Origin of the sequence: Maribacter vaceletii (assembly GCF_003634105.1) — a bacterium.
Lineage (GTDB): Bacteria > Bacteroidota > Bacteroidia > Flavobacteriales > Flavobacteriaceae > Maribacter_B > Maribacter_B vaceletii.
Genome location: NZ_RBIQ01000008.1, coordinates 26234 through 52907, shown reverse-complemented (window position 1 = coordinate 52907; position 26674 = coordinate 26234). Strand labels below are relative to the sequence as shown.

26 protein-coding genes, 1 tRNA gene and 1 pseudogene are annotated in these 26674 nt (G+C 30.4%); 17 read left to right on the top strand and 11 right to left on the bottom strand.

Annotated features, from left to right (window positions below):
• Positions 1-69: 69 nt before the first annotated feature.
• Positions 70-1230, top strand: a complete 1161-nt coding sequence (galK, locus tag CLV91_RS07705) for a galactokinase (protein WP_121065954.1) — start codon at positions 70-72, stop codon at positions 1228-1230.
• Between the two features lie 5 nt (positions 1231-1235).
• Positions 1236-2249 (top strand): UDP-glucose--hexose-1-phosphate uridylyltransferase, encoded by a 1014-nt coding sequence (locus CLV91_RS07700; RefSeq protein WP_121065951.1) that lies wholly within the window; start codon positions 1236-1238, stop codon positions 2247-2249.
• A gap of 133 nt (positions 2250-2382) precedes the next feature.
• Here CLV91_RS07700 and CLV91_RS07695 read toward each other — a convergent pair whose 3' ends face one another.
• Positions 2383-3231 (bottom strand): DUF2911 domain-containing protein, encoded by an 849-nt coding sequence (locus CLV91_RS07695; RefSeq protein WP_121067826.1) that lies wholly within the window; start codon positions 3229-3231, stop codon positions 2383-2385.
• 165 nt (positions 3232-3396) lie between these two features.
• Here CLV91_RS07695 and CLV91_RS07690 point away from each other — a divergent pair, with 165 nt between their 5' ends.
• The 7 genes from CLV91_RS07690 (at position 3397) to CLV91_RS07660 (ending at position 8251) form a co-directional block, all read left to right on the top strand.
• The gene (locus CLV91_RS07690; protein WP_121065948.1) at positions 3397-3894 is read left to right on the top strand and encodes an SRPBCC family protein; all 498 of its coding nucleotides are present in this window, start codon (positions 3397-3399) and stop codon (positions 3892-3894) included.
• A 1-nt stretch (position 3895) separates the two neighbouring features.
• Positions 3896-4588, top strand: a complete 693-nt coding sequence (locus CLV91_RS07685; protein ID WP_121065945.1) for an SDR family NAD(P)-dependent oxidoreductase — start codon at positions 3896-3898, stop codon at positions 4586-4588.
• Between the two features lie 2 nt (positions 4589-4590).
• Complete coding sequence (locus tag CLV91_RS07680) at positions 4591-5901, top strand: cryptochrome/photolyase family protein (RefSeq protein WP_121065942.1); 1311 nt, start codon at positions 4591-4593, stop codon at positions 5899-5901.
• An 80-nt stretch (positions 5902-5981) separates the two neighbouring features.
• The gene (locus tag CLV91_RS07675) at positions 5982-6344 is read left to right on the top strand and encodes a nuclear transport factor 2 family protein (protein WP_121065939.1); all 363 of its coding nucleotides are present in this window, start codon (positions 5982-5984) and stop codon (positions 6342-6344) included.
• 32 nt (positions 6345-6376) lie between these two features.
• The gene (locus CLV91_RS07670; RefSeq protein ID WP_245987155.1) at positions 6377-6796 is read left to right on the top strand and encodes a GNAT family N-acetyltransferase; all 420 of its coding nucleotides are present in this window, start codon (positions 6377-6379) and stop codon (positions 6794-6796) included.
• A gap of 9 nt (positions 6797-6805) precedes the next feature.
• Positions 6806-7249 (top strand): VOC family protein, encoded by a 444-nt coding sequence (locus CLV91_RS07665; protein ID WP_121065935.1) that lies wholly within the window; start codon positions 6806-6808, stop codon positions 7247-7249.
• A 6-nt stretch (positions 7250-7255) separates the two neighbouring features.
• Entirely contained in the window at positions 7256-8251 is a 996-nt protein-coding gene (locus CLV91_RS07660) for a pirin family protein (RefSeq protein WP_121065932.1), read from the top strand.
• A gap of 67 nt (positions 8252-8318) precedes the next feature.
• On the opposite strand, the pseudogene CLV91_RS07655 reads toward CLV91_RS07660, so the two are convergent.
• The 5 genes and pseudogenes from CLV91_RS07655 to CLV91_RS07635 all read right to left on the bottom strand — a co-directional run.
• A pseudogene (locus CLV91_RS07655) lies at positions 8319-8624 on the bottom strand (UDP-N-acetylglucosamine 1-carboxyvinyltransferase); the annotation flags it as partial.
• A 158-nt stretch (positions 8625-8782) separates the two neighbouring features.
• Positions 8783-10198: a DUF2927 domain-containing protein gene (locus CLV91_RS07650; protein WP_121065929.1), complete on the bottom strand. Its 1416-nt coding sequence runs from the start codon at positions 10196-10198 to the stop codon at positions 8783-8785.
• Between the two features lie 604 nt (positions 10199-10802).
• Positions 10803-12110 (bottom strand): UDP-N-acetylglucosamine 1-carboxyvinyltransferase, encoded by a 1308-nt coding sequence (gene murA, locus CLV91_RS07645; RefSeq protein ID WP_121065926.1) that lies wholly within the window; start codon positions 12108-12110, stop codon positions 10803-10805.
• An 18-nt stretch (positions 12111-12128) separates the two neighbouring features.
• Positions 12129-12785: a DUF4290 domain-containing protein gene (locus CLV91_RS07640; RefSeq protein ID WP_121065923.1), complete on the bottom strand. Its 657-nt coding sequence runs from the start codon at positions 12783-12785 to the stop codon at positions 12129-12131.
• 88 nt (positions 12786-12873) lie between these two features.
• Positions 12874-13161: a DUF493 family protein gene (locus CLV91_RS07635; RefSeq protein WP_121065920.1), complete on the bottom strand. Its 288-nt coding sequence runs from the start codon at positions 13159-13161 to the stop codon at positions 12874-12876.
• 90 nt (positions 13162-13251) lie between these two features.
• On the opposite strand from CLV91_RS07635, the gene CLV91_RS07630 reads away from it, so the two are divergent.
• From CLV91_RS07630 to CLV91_RS07610, 5 genes are all read left to right on the top strand, one after another.
• Complete coding sequence (locus CLV91_RS07630) at positions 13252-13824, top strand: AAA family ATPase (protein ID WP_121065917.1); 573 nt, start codon at positions 13252-13254, stop codon at positions 13822-13824.
• A complete protein-coding gene (locus CLV91_RS07625) occupies positions 13808-15706 on the top strand; it encodes a RecQ family ATP-dependent DNA helicase (protein WP_121065914.1) in 1899 nt (632 codons plus the stop codon). The genes CLV91_RS07630 and CLV91_RS07625 overlap by 17 nt, the downstream gene beginning before the upstream one ends.
• Positions 15703-16650 carry a methionyl-tRNA formyltransferase gene (fmt, locus tag CLV91_RS07620; protein WP_121065911.1) on the top strand — a complete coding sequence of 316 codons (948 nt, stop codon included), beginning with the start codon at positions 15703-15705 and terminating at the stop codon, positions 16648-16650. Before CLV91_RS07625 ends, fmt begins: the two co-directional genes overlap by 4 nt.
• 173 nt (positions 16651-16823) lie before the next feature.
• The gene (locus tag CLV91_RS07615) at positions 16824-17096 is read left to right on the top strand and encodes an HU family DNA-binding protein (RefSeq protein WP_121065908.1); all 273 of its coding nucleotides are present in this window, start codon (positions 16824-16826) and stop codon (positions 17094-17096) included.
• A 118-nt stretch (positions 17097-17214) separates the two neighbouring features.
• Positions 17215-17775, top strand: a complete 561-nt coding sequence (locus CLV91_RS07610; protein WP_121065905.1) for a YqgE/AlgH family protein — start codon at positions 17215-17217, stop codon at positions 17773-17775.
• Here CLV91_RS07610 and CLV91_RS07605 read toward each other — a convergent pair.
• Together CLV91_RS07605 and CLV91_RS07600 are read right to left on the bottom strand one after the other, a co-directional pair.
• Positions 17767-18624, bottom strand: a complete 858-nt coding sequence (locus CLV91_RS07605) for an aminotransferase class IV (RefSeq protein ID WP_121065902.1) — start codon at positions 18622-18624, stop codon at positions 17767-17769. The two genes, CLV91_RS07610 and CLV91_RS07605, sit on opposite strands and share 9 nt — an antisense overlap.
• Before the next feature lie 53 nt (positions 18625-18677).
• Positions 18678-19061, bottom strand: coding sequence for an START-like domain-containing protein (locus tag CLV91_RS07600; protein ID WP_121065899.1), 384 nt, complete (start codon positions 19059-19061; stop codon positions 18678-18680).
• Positions 19062-19196: 135 nt separating this feature from the next.
• Between CLV91_RS07600 and CLV91_RS07595 the strand changes: the two genes are divergently transcribed.
• Positions 19197-19270 (top strand) — tRNA-Met (locus CLV91_RS07595).
• A 63-nt stretch (positions 19271-19333) separates the two neighbouring features.
• Here the strand turns inward: CLV91_RS07595 and CLV91_RS07590 are convergent.
• Positions 19334-21823 (bottom strand): glycoside hydrolase family 2 TIM barrel-domain containing protein, encoded by a 2490-nt coding sequence (locus tag CLV91_RS07590; protein WP_121065896.1) that lies wholly within the window; start codon positions 21821-21823, stop codon positions 19334-19336.
• A 338-nt stretch (positions 21824-22161) separates the two neighbouring features.
• Between CLV91_RS07590 and CLV91_RS07585 the strand changes: the two genes are divergently transcribed.
• Positions 22162-24096 (top strand): DUF294 nucleotidyltransferase-like domain-containing protein, encoded by a 1935-nt coding sequence (locus CLV91_RS07585; protein WP_121065893.1) that lies wholly within the window; start codon positions 22162-22164, stop codon positions 24094-24096.
• The gene (locus tag CLV91_RS07580; RefSeq protein ID WP_121065890.1) at positions 24096-24704 is read left to right on the top strand and encodes a 3'-5' exonuclease; all 609 of its coding nucleotides are present in this window, start codon (positions 24096-24098) and stop codon (positions 24702-24704) included. The genes CLV91_RS07585 and CLV91_RS07580 overlap by 1 nt, the downstream gene beginning before the upstream one ends.
• Here the strand turns inward: CLV91_RS07580 and CLV91_RS07575 are convergent.
• Positions 24697-25650 (bottom strand): phosphoribosylaminoimidazolesuccinocarboxamide synthase, encoded by a 954-nt coding sequence (locus CLV91_RS07575; RefSeq protein WP_121065887.1) that lies wholly within the window; start codon positions 25648-25650, stop codon positions 24697-24699. The genes CLV91_RS07580 and CLV91_RS07575 overlap by 8 nt on opposite strands.
• An 8-nt stretch (positions 25651-25658) precedes the next feature.
• Entirely contained in the window at positions 25659-26612 is a 954-nt protein-coding gene (locus CLV91_RS07570) for a PhoH family protein (RefSeq protein WP_121065884.1), read from the bottom strand.
• Positions 26613-26674: the final 62 nt, after the last annotated feature.

Here is a 26674-nt window from a genome sequence, read left to right as displayed (position 1 = left end):
ATAAGTGTAAAATATACATTTAAAAAAATATCCTTATATTGCATCCATTATTCATTAATAATTTAAAGTATGATTAAAGATAGCGTTGAAAGCTTTTTTAAAGAAAATTATTCTCCTAACCCTGTATTAATAAAGTCCCCAGGAAGAGTTAATATAATAGGAGAACACACAGATTATAATTTAGGTTATGTTTTACCCGCATCTATAGAAAAGGCTATTTATTTTGCAATGCAAGTAAATAACACCTCCACATTTAATATAGAAGCTTTTTTAACACTTCCAGAAAAAATAACTTTAGATGTAAAAGGAAATGGCCCAGAATTCTCTTGTTTTTGGGGAAAATACTTTAAAGCCATAATTGAAATATTAAACGAAAAAAATTATACTCTTAAAGGTATAGATTGTGTTTTTGGAGGAGATATTCCAATAGGATCAGGTCTTTCTTCATCAGCTGCTTTATGCTGTGGTTTTACTCTTGCTATTTCTGAGTTGCTAGATTTAAAAATACCTAGAGAAGAAGTTGCCAAAATTGGGCAAGCTGCAGAACACAGAATTGGTCTTAATTGTGGATTAATGGATCAATATGCTGTTTTATTTGGTAAAAAATCTAATGCACTATTTTTAGATTGTAAAGATTTAAGTTATAAATATGTTCCAATTAATTTAGTAGGATATAGTTGGGTACTTATAAATTCTAATATAAAACATGAATTAGCTGTTGGTAATGAATATAATGACAGAAGACAATCATGTGAAAATATAGTAGCAAAAGTTAAAGAGACTAACCCAGCAGTTGCCTCTTTAAGAGATGTTACAGAAGAAGCTATTTTAAAAGTAAAAGATAGTGTTTCTCCAATAGATTTTAAAAGAGCTCTTTACGTAATTAAAGAAAACGGTAGAGTTCTAAAAATGATAACAGCCTTAGAAAAAGGCAATGCAAAAGATATTGGAACTATTTTACTAGAAGGTCATAGATCCATGTCTTCAGATTTTGAAATAAGTACCTCTGAAATAGACTACTTAGTAGACGTAAGTCAAGAACAACAAGGAGTTGTAGGCTCTAGAATGATGGGTGGAGGCTTTGGAGGTTGCACCATTAATTTAATTAAAGACGAAAATAGAGAGGAAGCTGTAAAAAATATTTTAGCAGCTTATAAAAAAGAAACTGGAATAACTTCTGAATATTATCATTTACAAATAGACGATAGCGTACATATTTTAAATTCTTAAGCAAAATGAACGACAATTTTAATGCTGCACCGCATAGACGATATAATATTTTAACAGGAGAATGGGTTTTAGTTTCTCCTCATAGGACAAAAAGACCGTGGCAAGGAAAAAAAGAAGAAACTTCTAAACCAGAAATGATTGCACATGACCCAAATTGTTATTTATGTGCTACAAATACAAGAATTAATGGAGAGATAAACCCTGATTATAAAAACACTTTTGTTTTTTCTAATGATTTTGGAGCTTTACTACCAGACAGTTTAGATTTTAAGGAAGATAATGGTCTTTTAAAAGCAGAAGGCGAAACTGGTATTTGTAAAGTAATATGCTTTTCTCCAAACCATTCTTTAACATTACCTGATATGGAAGTATCAGATATAGAAAAAGTAATTACTACATGGCAAGAAGAATATAAAGAATTAGGTGCCAAGCCTGAAATTAATCACGTACAAATATTTGAAAATAAAGGTGCTACAATGGGATGTAGTAATCCGCACCCGCATGGGCAAATATGGGCTCAAAAGTCTATCCCAAATGAAGTTATAAAGAAAACTGAAAAACAAAAAGAGTATTTCCAAAAGCATGGAAAAAGCTTATTAACAGCTTATATAGAACAAGAACTTAAAGAGAATGAACGTATTGTTTCTCAAAATGATAGTTTTGTTAGTTTAGTCCCTTTTTGGGCTGTTTGGCCATATGAAGTAATGATTGTTCCTAAAAACCATAGAAAAAGTATTAGCGAACTTACAGATAAAGAAAAGTTAGATTACGCCGAACAATTAAAAGTTGTTACGCAGAAATATGACAAATTATTCGATACTTCTTTTCCATATTCTTCTGGTATACACCAATCTCCAACAAACGGAGAATATCCAGAGTGGCATTTTCATATGAGCTTCTACCCTCCTTTATTACGTTCTGCAACAGTAAAGAAATTTATGGTAGGTTATGAAATGTTTGGTATGCCGCAAAGAGACATAACAGCAGAGTTAGCTGCTAAAAGTCTAAGAGAATTATAAAATTAAAGACAAATCCCCCGAGTATTTACGTAGAAATTATTTTATAAAATTAATAACCAACTCTAAACAACAAAAAGCCATAATTTTAAATAATTATGGCTTTTTAATTTTATATAATCAGAGTTACAGAAGGCTATTCTACTTCAATACCCCACTCTGTTAAAGAGTCTTTGTTCATTTTTACATAATCTGCATTTCCAGCAGCTTTAGCAGCTGCTAAAGACCTTTTGGCAGCAGCAATAGCATTTTTATTATCTCCCTGCTTAGCATAAATAAGAGACTGTCTTCTAGACATCCAAAAAGCTTTATCATTCATAGAAACCGCTTTAGCTATCCATTCTTGTGCTTGTTTTAAATCTTTATCTGCCTCATAATAGTAGGAAGCTGCTGCATAATAATCATTTGCAGAAGGCCCATTCATTACATTTTCTATACTTTTAGTTGCTTTAACATCTGTAGGAACAGTAAAAGGAATATTTACCATTGTTTTATCCCATAAAATTCCTAATGACGCACCGTTATTAGTTAAATCATCAATAGTAATTGTAAAACTTTCTACAGCCATTGGTAAAGTATATACTTTAGCAGTTGCTTTAGCAACAACTAAACTCTCATCCCATGTTTTTGGCGCACCCCAGTTTTCTGTATTAGAATAAAAAAGCACTTCCCAATTTTCTTTTCCCGGTTTTGTAAAAACAGCATAAGTACCAGCTTTTACTGTAGTACCACTGATTACTACATCATCACTAAAAGATATTGTAGTATTTTTATTGGCTCCTGTTCTCCATAAAGTATTAAAAGGAACTAAGTTTCCAAAAACCTCTCTACCTTTTTTAGAAGGTCTAGAATATTCTACAGTAACTTCTGTTAAGCCTACTTTTTGCTCTAATTTAGAAGCAGGACTAGGTGCTGGTGCTGTAATCTGAGCATTTATAGATATTGAAGTTGCTGCAGCTACTAATAGTAATATTAATTTTTTCATTTTCATATTATTTTTATTGTTCACGCAAAATTAAACATTATGAAAAGGTGTATTTGTTAAGAAATCCTTAAATTAAAATAGAAGAAACTTACAAAATTAAGTCATAAACACATATTTTGTTTAAATAAAATTAAATATAATTAAACAAAATCGTATATTTGTTTAATGAAACTTTATCAACTACATGCCAAACAAAAACTACCTATATCACAAAAAGATGCATGGGAGTTTTTATCAAATCCATCTAATTTAAAAATAATTACACCAGATTACATGGGATTTAACATCCTATCTAATCAAGATAAAAAAATGTATCCTGGTCAAATAATACATTACAAAGTAACTCCTGTTCTTGGAATAAAGACAACTTGGGTTACAGAAATTACTTATGTTAAAGAAGGAGAGTATTTTGTAGACGAACAAAGGTTTGGGCCATATTCTTTATGGCATCACAAGCACTTTATAATACCTACAAGCGAAGGAGTTATAATGGAAGATATTATAGACTATAAAATTCCAATGGGTATTTTAGGGCAATTAGCAAATCCTCTAATAATCAAAAAAAAACTAAAAGAAATTTTTACTTACAGGTATTTAAAACTAGAAGAATTATTCGGAAAAGTTACTGACAAAAATCCTGAATTAACTTTTAAAAGTTTTTAAAATGAAAAAAAATATTCTCATAATTGGTGGCTCTAGCGGAATTGGAAATACTATTGTAAATAATATAAAGGAAGAATATAATTTATATGTAGCAAACAGGTCTAAAGAAAATAGTACCCACGAAGATGTAGCGTATATTAAATTTGATGCTACCAAAGACAAATTAGAAACTTCATTGGTGCCAGATGTTCTTCACGGATTAATATATTGCCCTGGGAGTATAAATTTAAAACCTTTTAAAATGCTAAAAACGGAATCTTTTCGGGAGGATATGGAAATTAACTTTTTTAGCTTAGTTAATGTAGTAAAGACTGTAATTCCTAAAATGACTCATGGAGCAAGTATTGTATTATTTAGTACTGTTGCTGTTGGTACTGGAATGCCTTTTCATACAAGTATTGCTGCTGCTAAAGGTGCTATTGAAGGTTTTGCAAAATCACTAGCTGCAGAATATGCCCCAAAAATAAGAGTAAATGTAATTGCCCCATCTATAGTAGATACTCCTTTATCCAAACGCTTATTAAACAATGACAAAAAAAGAGAAACAATGGCCAATAGACATCCATTAAAAAGGATTGGCAATACAGAAGATATAGCCTATATGGCTAATTTTTTAATTAGTAATAAAAGTAGTTGGATTACAGGTCAAACAATAGGAATAGATGGTGGCCTATCGCAACTAAATAAAGGGTGAAAATGAAGACTAAAATCACTGTTTTTTGGTTTAGAAGAGATTTACGTTTACATGATAATGTTGGTTTTTATAACGCATTGAAAAGTGGAAACCCTGTTCTTCCTATTTTTATTTTTGATAAAAATATTTTAGACAAACTTCCTAAAAATGATGCTAGAGTTAGTTTTATACACAAAACTCTTCAAGAAATGAGAGAAACGCTCTCTAAAAAATACAGTAGCTCACTAGCCATATTTTATAACGATTCAAAAGAAGTCTTTAAAAATCTTTCTAATAACTATAACATAGAAACTATTTTTACAAATCATGATTATGAACCTTATGCTATAAAAAGGGATTTAGAAATTCAAAAAATATTAGGTGCTAAAAAAATAGGCTTTAAAACGTATAAAGACCAAGTAGTTTTTGAAAAAGGAGATATTTTAAAAGCAGATACTACACCTTACGTAGTATACACTCCCTATAAAAATAAGTGGAAAACACAATTTAATCCTAGTATTCACTTAAAACAATTCTCTAGTGAAACTATTTTAAATAATTGTATTAAAGTTAGCAATACAGAAAATAAAACTTTAAAAGAAATTGGTTTTACGCCTTCTTCTATAAAAGTAGAAAACCCTACCACTACTCCATTTTTAATTCAACATTACGAGGAAACAAGAAATTATCCTGCAAAAGAAAATGGCACTTCAAAATTAGGTCCTCATTTACGATTTGGAACCGTATCTATTAGACAAATGCTACAAAAAGCAATTAATGAAGACAATGAAGTTTTCTGGAACGAACTAATTTGGAGAGAATTTTTTATGCAAATTCTTTGGCATTTTCCCAAAACAATTAATTATTCTTTTAAACCTAAATACGATAGAATAGTTTGGAGAAACAATGAGCAAGAATTTGAAGCATGGAAAAATGGAAAAACTGGCTATCCTTTAGTCGATGCTGGAATGCGAGAATTAAACGCAACTGGTTATATGCATAATAGAGTACGTATGCTTACCGCTAGTTTTCTATGCAAACATTTATTAATAGATTGGCGCTGGGGAGAAGCCTATTTTGCAGAAAAGCTCTTAGATTATGAATTAAGTTCTAATATAGGAAACTGGCAATGGGCCTCTGGTAGTGGCGTAGATGCTGCACCTTATTTTAGAATTTTTAACCCTACTACACAAATAAAAAAATTTGATAGTAAGTTAGAGTATATAAATAAATGGGTGCCACAACTTCAAGAACTAAATTATCCATCAAAAATTGTAGACCATACTTTTGCAAGAGAACGTTGCTTAAAAACGTATAAAGAAGCCCTAAACTAAAAAGACATATTAACAATTTATTAAAACTCTAATCTTAAATTTTTTAATTAATTTTAAAAGGTAATTAAAAAACATAAAAAATGAACACTCAAGAAGTTGCAAATAAATGGCGTAAAATGTGTACTGAAGGTAAAAATTTAGAATGTATTACTGAATTATATGCAGAGAATATTGTTAGTAAAGAAATGCCTGGTATGCCTGGAGAATTAATTACGGGCAAACAAAATGTTTGGAATAAAAGTAAAGATTGGTTAGAAAGTGTAGAGGATTTTCATGCAAGTGAAATTTCTGAGCCAGTTGTAGCTGGAAATTTTTTTACTGCTAAAATGACTTTTGACTGCACTTTTAAAGAAAGAGGAAGACAGCAAATGGAAGAACTTTGTGTTTACGAAGTAAAAGATGGAAAAATTGCTAGCGAACAGTATTTATATACTATGGGATAATTTTATTTGTTAAACTAAACACTTTATTGTTATTGACACATAAAAAACTAAGTATAAAGCAAATACAAGCCTCAGAAACATGGCCTCTTAGACATGTTGTAATGTACCCAACACACCCTAAAGAGTACGTTATATTAGAAAATGATAAGGAAGGAATTCATTTTGGAGGTTATGCAGAAGGCATATTAGTAACTGTTGTTTCTTTATTTATTAAAGAAAAAAATGCACAATTTAGAAAATTAGCTACCTTAGAGGAACACCAAGGAAAAGGATATGCTTCACAGCTATTATCCTTTGTTTTTGATTTTTCTAAAAAGAAAAACACTTCAAAAATTTGGTGTAATGCACGAGAAAATAAGGCAAATTTTTACCATAACTTTGGGATGACAAAAACAAATAAAACCTACAAAGAATCAGGAATAAATTTTGTTATCATGGAGGTTAACTATTAAAATTAATTAATGAAAAAAATACTATTATTTTTAATTCTAATACAATGCTCTATTTTATCTTCTCAAGATTTTAGCCTTACGTATGATCATTATTCTATTATTGTCAAAGACTCTGATAAAAGCGCAAAATTTTATGCTGAGATTTTAAAATTAAAAGAAACTCCTCACCCAACCCTAGCAAAAGGCTTTAGATGGTTTCTAATAAATAATACCCAACAAATTCATTTAATTCAGAAAGAAAACCCAGAATACAAGAAACATAAGTCGGTTCACTTATGTTTAGCAACACAGAACTTAGATACTTTTACAAAGCATTTAAAAGAAAAAAGTATTACGTATTACGATTGGCCCGGTACTAAAAATGAAATTACACGTAGAGCAGATGGGGTACAACAAATTTATTTTCAAGATCCTGATGGATATTGGATAGAGGTTAATGATGCTAAACATTAAAAAAATATGAATTCTATAAAAAACATATTCCCGCTAGGATTTCCTTGGCAAACAAAAGACCCCTTTCTTTTTTGTGCATATCATTATGATTTATACCCTAAAGGAAATGAAGAAATGGGACCCGCAGAGTCTTTGGAAGGCAGATCATTAGGTAACGATTTTACTATTAAAAATGGTTGGCGTATGTATCATGGAAAAACTATTCCAGGATTTCCATCGCATCCGCACAGAGGTTTTGAAACCATTTCTATAGCAAATAAAGGTTTTTGCGATCATTCAGACTCTTTAGGTGCTGCTGGTAGGTTTGGAAACGGAGATGTGCAATGGATGACTGCCGGAGCTGGTGTGCAACATTCCGAAATGTTTCCATTATTAAATACGGAAAAAGAAAACCCTTTAGAATTTTTCCAAATATGGTTAAACCTTGCTAAAAAAGATAAATTTGTAGCGCCGCATTTTGCTATGTTATGGAACGAATATATTCCAATAATAAAAAACACATCTGCTACTATTAAAATAATAGCAGGGAGTTATAATAAAGTAAATGCATGTGCCCCTGCTCCTAATTCATGGGCAGCAAATCCTGAAAATGAAGTAGCTATATGGACACTACATCTAGAAGCTAATACAAGTTTTAGTATACCAGCTTCTAAAAACGATATAAGCAGAACGCTATATTTTTATGAAGGAGATTCTATTCTGATAGAAGACAAAACTATTACTCCAAATCATGGTATAGAATTAATTTCTAATACAGAGACAATTATAAAAGTAGGTAGCAAAAAAGCACATATATTATTATTACAAGGAAAACCAATTAAAGAACCTGTTGTACAACACGGTCCTTTTGTAATGAATACAGAATCTGAAATTAGAGATACTATGAAAGAATATGGTCTTACCCAATTTGGTGGATGGCCATGGCAATATACAGACAATGTTCACCCAAAAGAAAAAGGAAGATTTGCTAAGTTTCCTGATGGAACTTTAGTAGAAAAGTAACATCTTTTAAAACCAAAAAAGCAACTCTAAAATAGAGTTGCTTTTTTATTTATAATTTAATCAAATATTATACACGAACAATTTTTGCTCCAATAGCGCGTAAACGTTCATCTATATTTTCATACCCACGATCTATTTGTTCTATATTATGAATGGTAGATTCTCGTTTTGCAGATAATGCTGCAATTAATAAAGAAACACCTGCTCTAATATCTGGAGAGGTCATTGTTGTAGCTTTTAAGGTTGATTTAAAATCATGCCCCATAACTGTTGCTCTATGCGGATCACAAAGTATAATTTTTGCGCCCATATCAATTAACATATCTACAAAGAAAAGTCTACTTTCAAACATTTTTTGATGAATAAGTATCTTTTATTTCCTGTACTTGTTATTTACTTATTTTTTTTTGAAAATTTACAAGAAACAAACAATAAAGATTAAAATTTAAATTGAGTTCTTCATGTTTAGTTTATAGAATACCCAATTAATCAAAAATATTTTATAAAATATAATAATAAGTAGTATTAAAATTATTCTTCTTCTGTATTTAGTTCATTTTTATTAATGGTATAGTGCTTCTCTAAAATCTTCACTATTTTATCTTTGGTCATACCACTTTTAAGGGTTTCAGAGAAAAAAAGACTAATTAATTCTTCATCATTTATAGATAGTAAAGGGGTATTGGCATCTATTTTACCAAAAATTTCTGAGGATTCAAGATTTTCCATTTGCAACTTAAAACCTAGTACAATTAATAATTGTTTTAATATTATTTTTTCTCGAGCAGATTCTTCAATTTTATTATCTCTATTAAGGATTAAAATCTTGCCTTTATATATTTGGTACCTTAGCATATCTTTTCCTGTATAGGAAAACTGATTGAAACTTTTTTCTTCTTGTTCGTAATAAAATGTTAAGTTAGCATTGTACTTTTTCCTTTTTTTGTATAAAATTTTTCTAGCCCCAATTAGCTTATTAATTAACGTTATGTTACGACTTATTAATACAGAATCTACATATGCTATTTTGTCTTTAAAAGTGTATTCTAAATTATTATGCCATTTTTGAATATTAGGAGAGTTTATAATATAATTACTTTCTTTAAAACCCGTTTTAAGAAATAAGTTAATGGTTTCTTGGGAAAATTCTTTTTTTAGTATAAAATTTTCAAAATCTAAATACGCTTGGTTAGTTAATTGTGTATGTGGGAGTATCTCTTTAAAATTAGCATAAAACTCTTCCATAGTAAGCCCTACAGCTATGTTTTTAGAATATAATAATTGTAAAACCTTTTTATCTAGATTAATTAGTTTAAAATCCGCTATAGGGCTCCTACTTTGATAAAAAATGCTATTTATATGGGAGTAAGAATCTCCAGGTATACCTAAAACTTGTGTTAATTCTTCTAATATTCTGTTAGAAGCTTCTGATTCTGTTGATTCATACGAATCTTCAATTCCTATAATAGCTTTCATATTATACCCCTTAGAGTTTATTTCATAATCTCCAAAGCCATTATCAAATGCAAATCCTTGAGGTAGTTTTTTATTCAATTCTTTTTCCAGATACTCTTTGGAGCCAAAATAAACATGTATATTATTTCCTTCTTTTTTATTAGACAAATAAAGTTTTATAGGTAAATCTAAAGTATTTAAAGATTTAATACTTTTTTTAAGAGATGCTATATTTTCCTCTGTTTTGTTCCCATAAACCTCTATATAAATATCTGTATCCCATTTACATATTTTTGTATTTCCCTTAAAAGGTTTGTAATCTCTTGCCTCGGGGTCTACAAAAAATACGGTTTCATAAAAATAGGTTATTTCTTCTGGGATATACGTATCTTTAATTTCCTGTACTTGTTCTTTACTTAATTTTTTATTAGAGGGGTTACAAGAAATAAAAAAGCTATATATACATATAAAAATATATTTTGAATTCTTCATGTTTAGTTTATAAAATACCCAATAAAACAAAAACAACTCTCCTTGTATTAATTAATCCACTAGTCATTTTCTTTTCATAATAATGGACTGGTAAGCGAAGTGTTTTTCTAATAAAATCAGAAACCATACTTATATTTATACGATTCGCTACATACAACATCATACTATTTTGCAAATATTTCAAATAAAAAGTGAGCTAACAGTTAGTGTTATGGAGGCTATTAATAATATAAAATCTTTAGAACTTTTATATAGTCTTTGTAGGGAACTTGATTTTTCAAAAATAATCTAAAAAAATGTAAGAAAAAACTAATAAAAAACGAAAAAACCATCTATTTTAATACTATTTTTCTTAAAAAATTTATTTAAAATAACAAAACAACACTTTTTACTGTAGCTAAATAGTCTTGTTTATCTTTACCTTTTCAAAATCATATAAAAAATGATAACTTAATTAAGAAAATTATGTTTTTTTAAAGTGAAAAGCTTTAAGTAATTTTTCCTCGAATTATTATAACACTATTTCAGTACTAGATGTTTTAATAAAAAAGCCATTCTTTATTATAAGAATGGCTTTTTTAAATAATCTTTTTTATATTATTATTTACACACGAACAATTTTTGCTCCAATAGCGCGTAAACGTTCATCTATATTTTCATACCCACGATCTATTTGTTCTATATTATGAATGGTAGATTCTCCTTTTGCAGATAATGCTGCAATTAATAAAGAAACACCTGCTCTAATATCTGGGGAGGTCATTGTTGTAGCTTTTAAGGTAGATTTAAAATCGTGTCCCATAACAGTTGCTCTATGCGGATCACAAAGTATAATTTTAGCGCCCATATCTATTAGCTTATCTACAAAGAATAATCTACTCTCGAACATCTTCTGATGTATAAGAACTTCTCCTCTAGCCTGTGATGCTACAACCAAGATTATACTTAGTATATCTGGAGTAAGCCCTGGCCATGGTGCATCTGCAATAGTTAAAATAGAACCATCTATATAATTCTGAATTTCATAACCATCTTTATGGCAAGGAATATAAATATCGTCCCCTTTCTTTTCTACAGTAATACCAAGTTTTCTAAAAGTAGTAGGTATTTGTCCTAAATCTTTCCAACTTACATTTTTAATAGTAAGCTCACTTTTAGTCATTGCAGCAAGACCAATCCAACTACCAATTTCTATCATATCTGGCAGCATAGTATGCTCTGTACCCCCAAGAGAATCTACCCCTTGTATAATTAGCATATTAGAACCTATTCCAGAGATTTTAGCACCCATACGCACTAACATTTTACAAAGTTGTTGTAGGTAAGGTTCACAAGCTGCATTATAGATAGTGGTTTCTCCTTCTGCTAAAACGGCAGCCATTACTATGTTTGCAGTACCAGTTACAGAAGCCTCATCCAGCAACATATATGTTCCTTTGAGTTTTTTTGCTTCTACACCGTAAAAATGTTCTTCTTTATTATATCTAAATTTTGCACCAAGATTAATAAAGCCTTCAAAATGGGTATCTAATCTTCTACGACCAATTTTATCTCCTCCAGGCTTAGGAATATATCCTTTTCCAAAGCGTGCTAATAATGGCCCCACAAGCATTATAGAACCTCTAAGTCCTCTACCGTCTTGTTTAAACTGATCCGATTGTAAATATTCTAAATTAACATCATCTGCTTTAAAAGTGTAAGTTCCCTTACCTCTTTTTTGGATTTTTACACCCAAATCTTCTAATAAAGCAATAAGTTTATTCACATCCACAATATCTGGAATGTTATTTATTGTTACTTTTTCTGAAGTTAATAATACTGCACAAAGTATTTGTAAGGCTTCATTTTTTGCACCTTGAGGTGTTATTTCACCAGATAAGGCATGACCACCTTCAATCTTAAATGTTCCCATGTAGTTATATGAAGAAGTTTAATAGCGTTTTTTACCGCGATTATTATTTTTTGAATATTTTTTTCCTGAATTATTATTTCTTGGTGTTTTTGCAACCCTATTTTTTAAAAACTGACCGCTATCTGTTAAAGTAACTTCTTCCGTTTTTAAATCAATCTTACCATCACTTAACTCATGCAAATGCTTAAATATAGCTTTATCATCTACGGTGTCTTTATTCCAGTTTAGGTAACACTTTTTCATATGGTTTGCTATTGCAAACTCTAAACCTTCACGCATATCTCCTTTTTCCCATTCTACAGCAACATCAATCATACGCTTAATGTTATTACCATAAAAACGATACTTTGGAAAATTCTGAGGATACTCTAATGCTTCTGGTCTTTGCTTTAAAACCTCTTTGGATGTAATAGGAAAAGGCGAGTCTACATCTAATTTAAAATCAGACATAATAAACAATTGATCCCATAACTTATGTTGAAAATCTGGCACATCTCTTAAATGTGGTTGTAAATTGCCCATTACGTCTATAATAGACTTTGCAATTTTATTTCTTTCCTCGCGATCTTCTATAGCCACCGCATGATCTACCATTTTCTGAAAATGACGGCCATATTCCGGTATTATTAAATGAGGGCGTTCTGTATTGTACTCTAAGTTTTCTATTAAATTCAAATTAAAAGTTTTAGGCTTTTATAAGTATAAAAGTGAAGTATTTTTATAACGACTGCAAAATAAGAAAATTATACTATATATTATTATTTTACAAGGATATTACACCCTCTATCTGTGTTACCTCTTTATATTTAGCAACAACAGCTTCCGGATTTTTAAGGGTTACTGTAATAGAAAGACTTGTATATTTTCCGTTTTTAGATTTTTTAGACTCAATAACTGCTCCCGTATTATCAAAAATAGTATTTATAGCCTCAATCTTTTCTTTCTCGCTAAGTACTATAAATTTATACAAATAGGTAGAAGGCCATTTTGATGTATCATACAATTGCTCAATTAGTTTTTTATAAAACTCTTCGGATTTTTCTGTATCCATTTTTATTTCTTTTTACACAAAGATAGTAGTTAGTTACTAATTTTTTTATCCTTTAGGTTTCCTTACTTTTGTTTCTTTAAATTTTAAAATTTGTATTCAAAAAAAATAGTAATTACTGGTGGTCCAGGAACAGGTAAAACCTCTGTAATAAACGCTTTAGAAAATGAAGGTTTTTATTGCTTTCATGAAATAATAAGAACCATGACATTAGAAGCTAAAAAAGAACTAGATGAAAGTTCTTTAGCATCTAACCCTTTGGCTTTTGTAAAAGACCCTAATGCATTTAATAATATGCTTTTTAATGGTCGTCTTGAGCAATTCATTGAAGCAAATAGTCGTAAAGAAAATGTGCTTTTTTTTGATAGAGGTGTGCCAGATGTACTAGCTTATATGGATTATTTTAAACAAGAATATCCTGAAAATTACATACGTACTTGTGAGGATTATAAATATTCTAAAATTTTTATTTTACCACCTTGGAAAGAAATCTATGTTTCGGATAATGAAAGACTAGAAAATTTTGAAGAAGCTGTAGAAATTCATAATCATTTAGAAAAAACATATACTAGCTTTGGATATACTACCATAACAGTCCCAACAGGAACTGTAGCAGATAGAGTCTCCTTTATAAAAAAGAAAATAGACAGTGCTAACAAACCCTAAAGATCTTCTTGAAAAATATTGGGGTTTTACAACCTTTAGAGGGTCACAAGAAAAAATAATAAATGCTGTATTAAACGGTAAAGATGTGCTTGCTTTACTACCAACTGGCGGAGGCAAATCTTTGTGTTTTCAATTACCCGCATTAGCTTTAGACGGTATTTGCATTGTAGTATCTCCTTTAGTAGCGTTAATACAAAACCAAGTAGACAGCTTACAAAAAAAGGGCATAAAAGCTATTGCGCTAACAGGTGGTATTCCTTTTAACGAAGTAAATAATTTATTAGATAATTGCCTCTATGGAAATTACAAATTTTTATACCTTTCTCCTGAGCGTTTAAAACAAGAAATTGTTGCTACTAGGATACAACAAATGAATGTGAACCTGCTTGTTATAGATGAAGCACATTGTATATCGCAATGGGGGCATGATTTTAGACCTGCGTATTTAGAGTGTGCCAATCTTAAAACCTTAGCTCCAAACATTCCAATGATTGCTTTAACAGCAACCGCAACAAAACAAGTAGTAAAAGACATTGAAGTAAATTTAAAGTACAAAGACTCGCTTTTCATTAAAGACTCTTTCTACAGAAGCAATCTTGCATATAAAGTACTCTGGGATGAAAACAAAAAAGGGCGCCTAAAGCAACTATTTAGCGGAGAAATTAAAAGTGGAATTGTTTATGCAAGGAATAGAAAAAATACTATTGAAATTGCTAATTTCTTAAACGCAAATAATTTTAGTGCAACTTTTTTTCATGGCGGACTTTCTAAAAAAGAAAAAGAAAAAAAGTTAGACTCTTGGCTAGCCAATAAAACTAACATTATGGTTGCTACTAATGCCTTTGGTATGGGCATAGATAAACCAGATGTGCGTTTAGTAGTACACTTCCAAATACCAGATTGTATAGAAAATTACTTTCAAGAAGCTGGTAGAGCTGGTAGGGACAATGAGTTTTCTGAAATAGTGCTTATTACCAATAAAACAGATGAAGAACGTTTAAAAAAACAGTTTCTAAGTGTTTTACCAGATGTAAAAACATTAAAAATAATTTATAGAAAATTAAGCAACTTTTTTCAAATTTCTTATGGAGAAGGGCATACTATAAAACAACAATTAAACTTTAATGAATTTTGTACTAGATACTCTTTAAATCCTTTATTAACGTATAATTCGTTGAAAATTTTAGATCAGAACTCCGTTATTTCTTTATCTGAAGCCCATCATATAAAAACAACTATACAGTTTATAACTACAAAAGAGCAATTATTAAATTATTTAGAAAAAAATGAATCTATTGCTTTAATTACGCAAGTAATATTAAGAACTTATGGAGGCATTTTTGAATTTGAAACCAAAATAGACACGTATCTTCTTGCTAAAAAAACAGGACAAAAAGAAGAGTTAATTATTTCTATCCTAAAACAATTAGAGAAAGCAGAAATTATAACCTACAAAGGAAAACATAGCGATTTAGAAATAACCTATTTAATTCCAAGAGAAGACGACCATACTATTAATAGGTTTGCTAATAAAGTGGTAGAAAGAAACACCATTAAAAAAAACCAAATAAAAGATATGCTTTCTTTTATTAATAATAATACTAGCTGTAGAAGTAAATTATTACTAAAATATTTTGGAGAAGATAAAAAAGAAGATTGTGGTATATGCGATGTTTGCATTGCAAATAACACAAAGCCAGATTTTAAAAAAATCTCAAAAGACATATTACAATTAGTGCACTCTAAAGGTTTTTCTTCCAGAGAAATTATACAGCTCCTACCCTATTCAGAAACTAACTTAATTTATACGTTACAACAATTATTAGAGAAAGGGTATTTAATAATAAATTCTAAAAACGAATACGAAATAAGCCAAAAATGAAAGATATAAGAATACTCTTTATGGGTACACCAGACTTTGCCGTAGCAACACTATCTGCAATAGTAACATCTAAATATAATGTTGTTGGCGTAATTACTGCTCCAGACAGACCAGCGGGTAGAGGTCGTAAACTAAACACCTCGGCAGTAAAAAAATATGCATTAGAACAAAATATTCCTATACTACAACCAACCAACCTTAAAGACTCCTCTTTTTTGGAAGAATTAAAAAAGCTACATGCTAATTTACAAATCGTAGTTGCGTTTAGGATGCTCCCAAAAGTGGTATGGCAAATGCCAGAGTATGGCACTTTTAATTTACATGCATCTTTATTACCAAGCTACAGAGGTGCTGCACCAATAAATTGGGCTATAATTAATGGAGAAACAAAAACGGGAGTTACTACCTTCTTTATAGATGATAAAATAGATACTGGAGAAATAATATTACAAGAAGAAACGACTATTACACAAGAGGACACTGCTGGTACTTTACATGACAAATTAATGGATATTGGTGCTGCATTAGTAATAAAGACTATTACTGCAATATCTAATAACACTGTAACGCTACAAAAACAAAAGGAGTCTAAAGAATTAAAGTCTGCCTATAAAATTCACAAAGAAACCTGTAAAGTAGATTGGCAGTTACCATTACATGCTATTTATAATCATATTCGCGGTCTTTGTCCCTATCCAGCAGCATGGACTACCTTATATACTAATGAGGAAGAAGTTTTTTTAAAAATATATGCTATTTCTAAAACAGAAGAAGTGCATACTTATAAATTTGGGAAGCTAATTTTTAATAAAAAAGAAATTAAAGTGGCAGTAAAAAACGGATTTATTAATTTATTAGAAATTCAATTACCAGGGAAGCGTAAAATGAAAACTAACGATGTTCTTAATGGGCTAAAATTAGAAGAAAACGCACATGTTGCGTAAAGTCCCACTACCATTGGGCTGCGAGAAGCGTAAAAAATGCCCTACTTTATTAACAAACCGCCTGAGTTATCAACAAAATAGGGGATTTCCCTTGATTTTACTTGTGTTCGTCGGAAATCCATATAAATTTGTTAGAGGATTGAAATTATTTTAACAATTAATTTAATTATATTATGAACAAAACAGAATTAATCGATGCAATGGCAGCTGACTCAGGTATTACAAAAGCAGCAGCAAAAAAAGCTTTAGAATCTTTCTTAGGAAATGTTGAAGGATCTCTTAAAAGTGGTGGACGTGTTTCTCTAGTAGGATTCGGATCTTGGTCTGTATCTAAAAGAAATGCAAGAGAAGGAAGAAACCCTTCTACTGGAAAAACTATCCAAATTGCAGCTAAAAATGTAGTAAAGTTTAAAGCTGGAGCTGATTTAGGGAAAGCAGTAAACTAATCTGTATAAAATACAGTATATGAAAAGCGTTTCTACTCGTAGAAACGCTTTTTTTATTGCAAAGGTTTTTTGTTATCTATTATAAATACCTTATTTTAGATAATGTAAGGATGTTATAATGATAGATATAAAACCCAATAAAGGAAAACTATTAATTGCAGAACCTGCTTTAACAGGAGACGTTTCTTTTAACCGATCTGTGGTTTTATTAGCCGAACATAATCAGGAAGGCTCTGTTGGTTTTATACTAAACAAACCGTTAGATTATTTTATAAATGATTTAGTCAAAGAAATTAAGTTTCCTTTTCAAGTATATAATGGTGGACCTGTAGAACAGGACAACTTATACTTTATTCATAAAGTTCCTCACCTAATTACGAATAGTATTGAAATTTCTGACGGAATTTTTTGGGGCGGAGATTTTGATATTGCTGTAGAATTAATTAATAAAAAATTAATCACGGAGAACGAAATTCGTTTTTTTCTAGGATACTCAGGCTGGTCCTCTCTTCAATTAGACCAAGAACTTACTTCTAAATCTTGGATTGTTATAAAAAACAAGTACCAAAGCGCTATTATACAAAAATCTGCTGGAGCATTTTGGAAAGAAAAAATGGTAGAATTAGGTGGCAAGTATCTTATATGGTCTAATGCTCCAGAAAACCCAAGTTTAAACTAAATCTCTTTTTTGTAAACGAATAACTGCATTTAGTTTACCAATTAACTCTTGGGAAACTACCGTAGTATATTCTTTTTTACGATAGTTAGTTATAGGTCTAATTCCTTGTATACAATTAGTTAAAAATAGCTCCTCTGCTTTTTGAAGTTCAAAAGTAGAAATAGAGGCCTCCTCTAATGTATATCCTTCTATTTTTTTAATAACACTTATAAGTTGGTTTCTAATTATACCATTTATACAACCATCCTGTAACGGTGGTGTTTTAATAACGTTGCCTTTTACAAGAAAAATATTGCCATTTAAGCCTTCTACAACGTTTTTAGAGTTGTTTATTACTAAACAATTATCATAATCATTCTCTTTTGCAAAAACACTTCCTACTACGTTTAAAATCCTATTATTGGTTTTTAAATTAGATAGCATATCTGCATTAATGTAAAAATCTTTAAATAGCTCTACTTCGTATTTATCAGTATTTAAAATATAGTAAGGACTTTCTAAAGGACTTGTTTCTATAACAAATGATACTATATTTGTTTTTGGCAAATAAAGCCCTCCAGAGTTTCTATAAATTGTTAATCGCACTCTAGCCTGATTGTTACATTTATTCTGAACAGCCAACTTTTTTATTTGCTCTTCTAAATACTCTAAGGTAAATTCCATTGGTATTTCCATACGAATAATACGCATAGAAGCCATTAATCTTAAATAATGTTCTTCCCACAAAAGTACCTCATCATTTACTAAGCGAATGGTTTCAAAAAGAGCATCGCCATATCTAAGTCCCCTGTTTTCTTGATTAAGAAAAAGAACGTCATCTTCAATAATTTCACCATTAAAATTAACCATAAAAAAAGCCTTAAATAAATTAAGGCCAAAGATACTATTATTATTAGAAAAGATTATTTAGACCCTAAAATACTCTTTAAATCTGAAACTTGATTTTCCCATAACATTTTTGCTTCATCTAACTCATCTTCCTCTGCAAAATCTGTAATAAATAAAGAAACATCCTTTGTTATTTCGTCTACAATTATTTTAAGCTCAAAGAAACTATCATCTTCATTATCTACCCAAGCAAACCTAACAAAATCATCATTTTTCTTTTTTAATAATTTTGCTTCTTCTTCTGCGCCATCCCAAATAAACTCAAACAACTCTCCTCTAGAATTTACATTATCTGCAAACCACTCTGATAAACCAGAAGGTGTAGACAAATATTGATATAATAGTTGTGGTGAGGATTGTATTACAAATTCTATTTCATATTTTATTTTATCACTCATTCTATACAATTTAATATAGCCCAATATATATATTTATAAATGATAAAAAAATAAAACAGGAAGAATATTTTTTTTTGCAACTATAGTTGAAGGTATTAAAATTAAACTATATATTTGCAGCCGTTAAAAAAACCTGGCGAGGTAGCTCAGTTGGTTAGAGCGTCGGATTCATAACCCGGAGGTCACGAGTTCAACTCTCGTTCTCGCTACTATAAAAACAAAAAACCCAAGATTCTAATCTTGGGTTTTTTTATTTCGTTTTTCTTGTTTAATTACCTCACTATCAACAAATCACTAGACCCATGTAATTCTCCTGAGTTAGTTTTAATAGTAACTTTTCCTTTAGAAATAGATTTAACATAAATAACTGCTTGCCCATTAAATAGTTTTCTTTCTGGTTTAGATAAGTTTTGAAGATTTGTTGGATCACCATTACCAGAGGCTAAAAATTTAGCAGCTCCACTAACTTTTATTTTCATATTCTTATTATAAGTATAACAAATATTACCCTTTTTATCTACCACAGAAACAATATAAACAGCAACTTCTCCTTCTTTTATACTTTTTTGCTCCTCTTCTATCTTTATATCATATGGCTCTCCCGAAGTCTCTTTAACAACCTCTGCCACTTTTTTTCCTTTTTTATTATAAGCGACAACCTTAACTTCTCCAGGCTCATAAATAACAGACTCCCATACTATCCCATAAGCCTTTAATTGTGACATTGTTGCTCCACCAGAAGTTTCTTTTTTAATACTATTTGCTAAAAATTCTGGCACTTCTGGTTTTTGCTTGGTTTTTACTCCGTAGCTTTTACCATTAACAAACAATTCTGCTTTGTCATAGGTTGTATAACAAACTACAGGTATTTTTTTTCCAATACTTTCTGGAAGTGTCCAATGCGGATAAAAATGCAACACATCTTCTTCTGTATTCCATTGACTTTTATATAAATAGAATTTATCTTTTTCTAAACCAACCATATCTACAGGAGCAAAATAAGAGCTTCTAGATCTAGCATCATGGTATGGGGAGGGCTCTCCTAAATAATCATAACCTGTCCAAACAAATTCTCCGTAAACAAATTTATTATATTCTTGCGCTGCAAATTCTTTATAAGACGGATACCCCCAAGGAACGTTTGTGTTTTCATAATTACCAGGCTGCCCATCTTTATAAATTTTAATATTTGTAGATGCACCTCTTTTATTATGAACCGTATCAAACTCAACCGGAAATTTATAAGAATTTCTTGTGCTTAAAGCTCCCCCAGTTTCGCTTGCATAAAATTTTAAATTTGGATTTTCTTCTCTTATTTTATGGTAAATTCCTGGTTTGTAATTAAATCCTGCTATATCTACTGTTGTTGCTAAACCATTTTTAATACTTCCTTCTACATAATTAAAACCTGCTGTAGTTGGCCTTGTTGTATCTATAGCTTTGACAATATCATTTAGATATTTGCAAACTTCTGCTCCTGGTGTATATTGTTCCATAATTTCGTTACCAATACTCCACATTATTATACTTGGGTGGTTACGGTCTCTTAAAATCATATCGGTTAAATCTTTTTTAGCCCATAAATCAAAATGTTTAGAATAACCATTAAGAACTTTACCTTTTTTCCATTCGTCAAAAGCTTCATCTATTGCTAAAATTCCTAATGAATCGCATACATCTAATGCTTCTGGAGCTGGTGGGTTATGAGAAAAACGAATAGAATTTACTCCCATTTCTTGCATCTTAACCATTTGGCGAACAAACAATTCCTTATGAAAAGCCGCTCCTACAGGACCAAAATCATGATGCATATTAACCCCTTTAAATCTAACTTTTTTATTGTTTAAATAAAAACCATCTAAATTAAAATGTATGGTTCTTATTCCAAAAGTAGAAACATAACTACTTAACTCTTTGTTATCTTTTAAAATAGTAGTTTTTAGCTTATATAGATTTGGAGTTTTTATATCCCATATTTTAGGTTTACTAACTATAAAATCTTCAGAAAGTTTTCCTTCGCCTTTTAAACTAACTTCTTTTTCTTTTGAAGTTAGGATACTTCCGTCCGGTGCCATAATTTCATTAACTATAGTACATGTACCAGTTCCTAAAACCTCTACTTCTAAATGAACTCTAGCTTTTTTCTTTGTAATTTCTGGAGTAGTTATAAAAGTTCCCCAAGTTTTTACATGAGTCTTATTTGTTTTTAAAATTGAAACTTTCCTATATAAACCAGCCCCAGGGTACCAGCGAGACTGACTATTAAAATTCTCTAGTCTTACTGCTATAGTATTATTTCCAGGTTTTAAGAATTTAGTAATATCAAAATAGAAAGATATATAACCAAAGGGTCTTTGCCCAACGTACTTACCATTAACATATACTTTTGCATTACTCATTGCTCCATCAAAAAGCAATTGTACTTTTTCTTCTAAGTCTTTTTTATTAATTGTATAATTAGTTCTATACCAACCAACACCTACATATGGTAACGCCCCAGTTCTTCCTGTTCTATATTTTGGTTTTGTTTCTCCATCTTGTACTACCATTGTTAATTGCACATCATGGGAAAAATTAAAATCTTCTTTTACTGCCCAATCATGTGGAACAGTAACATTTTCCCAATCTTCATCATTAAAATCTAAAGCTTCTGCATTTCCAAAATCATAATTTGAAAATTTCCAATTTGTTAAAAATTCTGTTTCTTGTGCTTTTACATATACAGAAATAAATACAAGTAAAAAGCAAATAATTTTTTTCATAAATTAAGTTTTAAGTTGGTTACTGCTATAGAATTAAAAGAAGCCTATAGGCGTTAATGTAATGTAGGCTAGAATAATTCTATGTATTGTTGAGTTATCTTACCAAAAATAGAAGGTCTTTAAAAAGAAAAAAGAATGGATTTTAGCTTATTACTATCCTATTTTGACATAAAACAGAATTTTTAATCAAAATTTGAAACAGAATAGATTACAATAGGTTCGTATTTAGGTAATTTTTTTCACAAATGGTAATTGCTCCTTTTTTAATTCTTTAATAATTTTCACAATTTTATTCTCTTTTCTTTTTTATTTTTCTCTGATAGTATTACTTTAATTTTATGAAAAACACTATTTCTGAACGCGTAGCAGATTTTCTTAAGAACTATCCTCCCTTTAATTTATTACAAAAAAAAGAGTTACTAACACTGTCAGAACAAGTTAGTATCCTTTATCAAGAAAAAAACAGTTTTATATTTACAAGTGGAGAGGATCCACATACTAGTTTTTATATGGTTCATAAAGGTGCTATAGCGCTTCATAAGGCAAGTAAAAAAAATACTACTAAAAGTGAAATAGTAGATATTTGTGATGAAGGAGATATTTTTGGAATACGTCCTTTATGGGTAAAAGAAAATTACAAATTAGAAGCTGTAGCCCATGAAGAAAGTATTATTTATGGTATTCCTATTGCAGCTTTTAAACCTTATGCTCAAAATAACGAAAATGTTGGAAATTTTCTTTTAGAAAGTTTTGCGTCGAATACCGCTAACCCCTACTCTAAAAGACACAAAGGAAATTTATACAGCTCTGATTATTCTGAAAACATAACCCCAGAAGTTAAGCTTCTAGACTTACAACCAGTTACTTATACCAAAAAACTAATTAGTTGTTTAGAAACTACGCCAGTAAACGAATTGGCCGAATTAATGAATAAAAAAAGAATAGGTTCCATTGTAATTCTTAAAGATGATTTGCCTATTGGTATTGTTACAGATAAAGATTTAAGAACTAAAATAGTTACAGGACAGTACCCTATAACTACACCAGCTTCAAAAATTATGTCCTCGCCCGTAATTACGTATCCAAAAAACATGACGGTTACGCAGGCACAAATGGCCATGATGAAAAGTAACATTAGTCATATTTGTTTAACAGAAGATGGCACCGTTAATACCAAGGTCATAGGAATACTTTCTAAGCATGATATTATGGTATCTCTTGGAGACAACCCAGCTGTATTAGTAAAAGCGATAAAAAGAACTACTAAGTATAAACAAATAAAAGCCATAAGAAAAAGCATAATGAATCTTCTACAAGGATATTTAGATGAAAATATTCCTATGGGGCTTACCGCTAAAATTATATCGGAGCTCAATGACGCATGTACAAAACAAGTAATTGAAATTTCATTAGAAAAAATGCCTACCCCACTGCCTTGTAAATTTGCTTGGATGGCAATAGGAAGCCAAGGACGTAGTGAACAATTGTTACACACAGATCAAGATAATTTTTTAGTTTTCGAAGATGTTCCTGAAGATATATTACCAAAAACAACAAATTATTTTTTAAAACTAGCAAAGCACGTTACTAAAGGGTTAAACACTATTGGATATGAATATTGTCCTGCAGAAATGATGGCCTCTAACCCTAAATGGTGCTTAAGTTTACAAGAGTGGAAAAATATGGTGTCGCATTGGATCATTAACCCTGGACCAGATGAGGTTCTTATGTCTTCTATATTTTTTGATTATTCTTTAGCATACGGGGACAAAAATTTAGTAGATCAATTATCGGAACATATTTTTACTACTACTAAAAAATACCCATTATTTTTATTACACCTAACAAAAGGTGCCTTACAAAACCCATCGCCCTCAGGTTTTTTCAGGTCTTTTTTAGTAGAACAAGATGGCCAAAACAAAGATTTTTTTGACATAAAATCTAGAGCTCTTATGCCTCTTGTAGATGCCGCTAGAGTATTAATTTTATCCCATTCTGTAAAATCTATAAGTAATACATGGGAACGATATGAGAAGTTAGCAGAACTAGAACCTAACAATTCAGAAATATATTTAGCATGTTCCTATGCTACCAAAGCATTACTAAAATTTAGAACCAAACAAGGTTTATTACACAGAGATTCTGGCAGGTATATTGCTTTAGATAAGTTAAGCAAAGAGGAAAAAATTAAATTAAAACGAACTTTTAAAACAGTAAAGGAAATACAGGAGTTAATTTCTATACGTTATAATGTTGCAAATTTATTAGGGTAATGTGGTTTAACAAAAATAAAAATACACCTCAAAAATCTATAGACAAAATACGTTTTGTTGTTTTAGATACAGAAACTACAGGTTTTAGTTTTTATAAAGATCGTATTCTTTGTATTGGAGCTTTATCTATAGAAAATAATGTAATTGCAGTACGTAATACTTTTGAAGTGTACGTTAACCAAAATATTTACAATAAAGAAACTGCCAAAATTCATGGTATTTTAAAAAACTCTAAAAAGTCACTTATAGAGGAAAAAGAAGCTTTATTACAATTTTTAGATTACCTAGGAGATGCGGTAATTATAGCACACCATGCCATGTTTGATATTCAAATGCTTAACCATGCCTTAGAAAGACAGGGGTTACCTGAACTAAAAAATGAGTATATAGATACTTCTCGCCTTTATAAAAAAACACTTTTAAAATCAAACTTGTTACTAAAAAAAGAGCAATATTCCTTAGATGAACTTGCAGAAAAGTTTAGCATCTCTAAAGAGGATCGTCATACCGCTTTAGGAGATGCTTTTATTACTGCCATTGCTTTTTTAAAAATACTAACTTTACTTAAACAAAAGAAAGAAGTTACTTTAAGGTATTTGCTTAAATAATTTTTAAGTACTCTAAAACATTACTATTGATACGCTCTTGAATATCAGATATATCTGCTTTTACAAAGTTTTCTCCTGTAATATTTTCATAAAGCTCAATATATCTATCAGAAACAGAGGTAATATATTCATCGGTCATTTCTGGAACTGTTTGTCCCTCTAATCCTTGAAAGTTATTACTTATTAACCATTGTCTTACAAACTCTTTAGAAAGCTGTTTCTGAGCTTCACCTTTTTCTTGTCTTTCTTCATAACCATCTGCATAAAAATATCTAGAAGAATCTGGCGTATGTATTTCATCAATTAAAACAATTTCTCCAGAAGCAGTTTTACCAAATTCATATTTAGTATCTACTAGAATTAAACCTCTTTTTGCTGCTATTTCTGTGCCTCTTTGGAATAATGCATTGGTATATTTTTCTAACACCACATAATCTTTTTCTGAAACTATACCCTTTTTAAGAATATCTTCTCTAGAAATATCTTCATCATGGTCTCCCATTTCTGCTTTGGTAGCAGGAGTAATAATTGGAGAAGGAAACTTATCGTTTTCTTTCATCCCTTCTGGCATAGAAACACCACAAAGCATTCTTTTACCTGCTTTATATTCTCTTGCTGCATGGCCAGACATATAACCACGAATTACCATTTCTACCTTAAAAGGGGCACAAGCTTCTCCTACCGCTACATTAGGATCTGGTGTTGCTGTTAGCCAATTAGGAACAATATCGGCAGTATCTGCCATCATTTTAGTGGCAATTTGGTTTAGTATTTGGCCTTTATAAGGTATTCCTTTTGGCATTACTACATCAAAAGCAGAAAGGCGGTCTGTAGCCACCATTACTAAAACATCATTCTTTAATTTATATACCTCTCTAACTTTTCCTTTATAAACGCTTTGTTGCTCTGGAAAATTAAAATTGGTATCTATAATTGTATTACTCATATTCTTTATTAATTCTGATGTTCTATACTCTTGTATGCTGAAATTACTTTTTTAACTAATTTATGTCTAATTACATCTTTATCATCTAAATGAATTATCTCTATGCCTTCCACATCTTTAAGCACTAAAATAGCTTCTTTTAAACCAGATATAGTTCTTCTTGGCAAATCTATTTGTCCTGGATCCCCTGTTAATAAAAACTTTGCATTTTTACCCATACGTGTTAAAAACATCTTCATTTGGGCATGGGTAGTGTTCTGTGCTTCATCTAAAATAACAAAAGCATTATCTAAAGTTCTACCTCTCATAAATGCCATTGGTGCAATTTGTATGGTACCGTTTTCTATAAAATGTACTAATTTTTCTGCGGGAATCATATCTCGTAGTGCATCATATAAAGGCTGCATATACGGATCCAATTTTTCTTTTAAATCTCCAGGTAAAAAACCTAAATTTTCCCCTGCTTCTACTGCTGGTCTTGTTAAAATAATACGTTTTACTTGTTTTTCTTTAAGTGCTTTAACAGCAATTGCCACCCCTGTATAGGTTTTTCCTGTTCCTGCAGGTCCAATTGCAAAAACCATATCATTTTTTCTAGCAGCATCTACTAATTTTCTTTGATTGGCCGTTTGTGCTTTTATTAATCTACCACTAACGCCATGTACTAAGGTTTCTCCACTATTGGCAGAGGAAGTGTACTCATCCTCATCACTACTTGTTAAAACCCTTTCTATAGCATTTTCATCTAATTTATTATACTTAGCAAAGTGCGCTGTAAGCATATCAAAACGCTTTTCGAACTCTTCTAAAAGTTCTTCATCACCATAAACCTTAATCTTACTTCCTCTTGCTACTATTTTCAGCTTTGGAAAATACTTCTTAATAAGGTTAATTTTCTCGTTTCCTTGTCCAAAAAACTCTCTAGGACTAATCTCCGTGATCTCTAAAATAAGTTCGTTCAAAAAATTTTACAGTTTTTAAGTTATGGTATAAAAATATTAAAATGCTCCGTTAATTTTGTTTA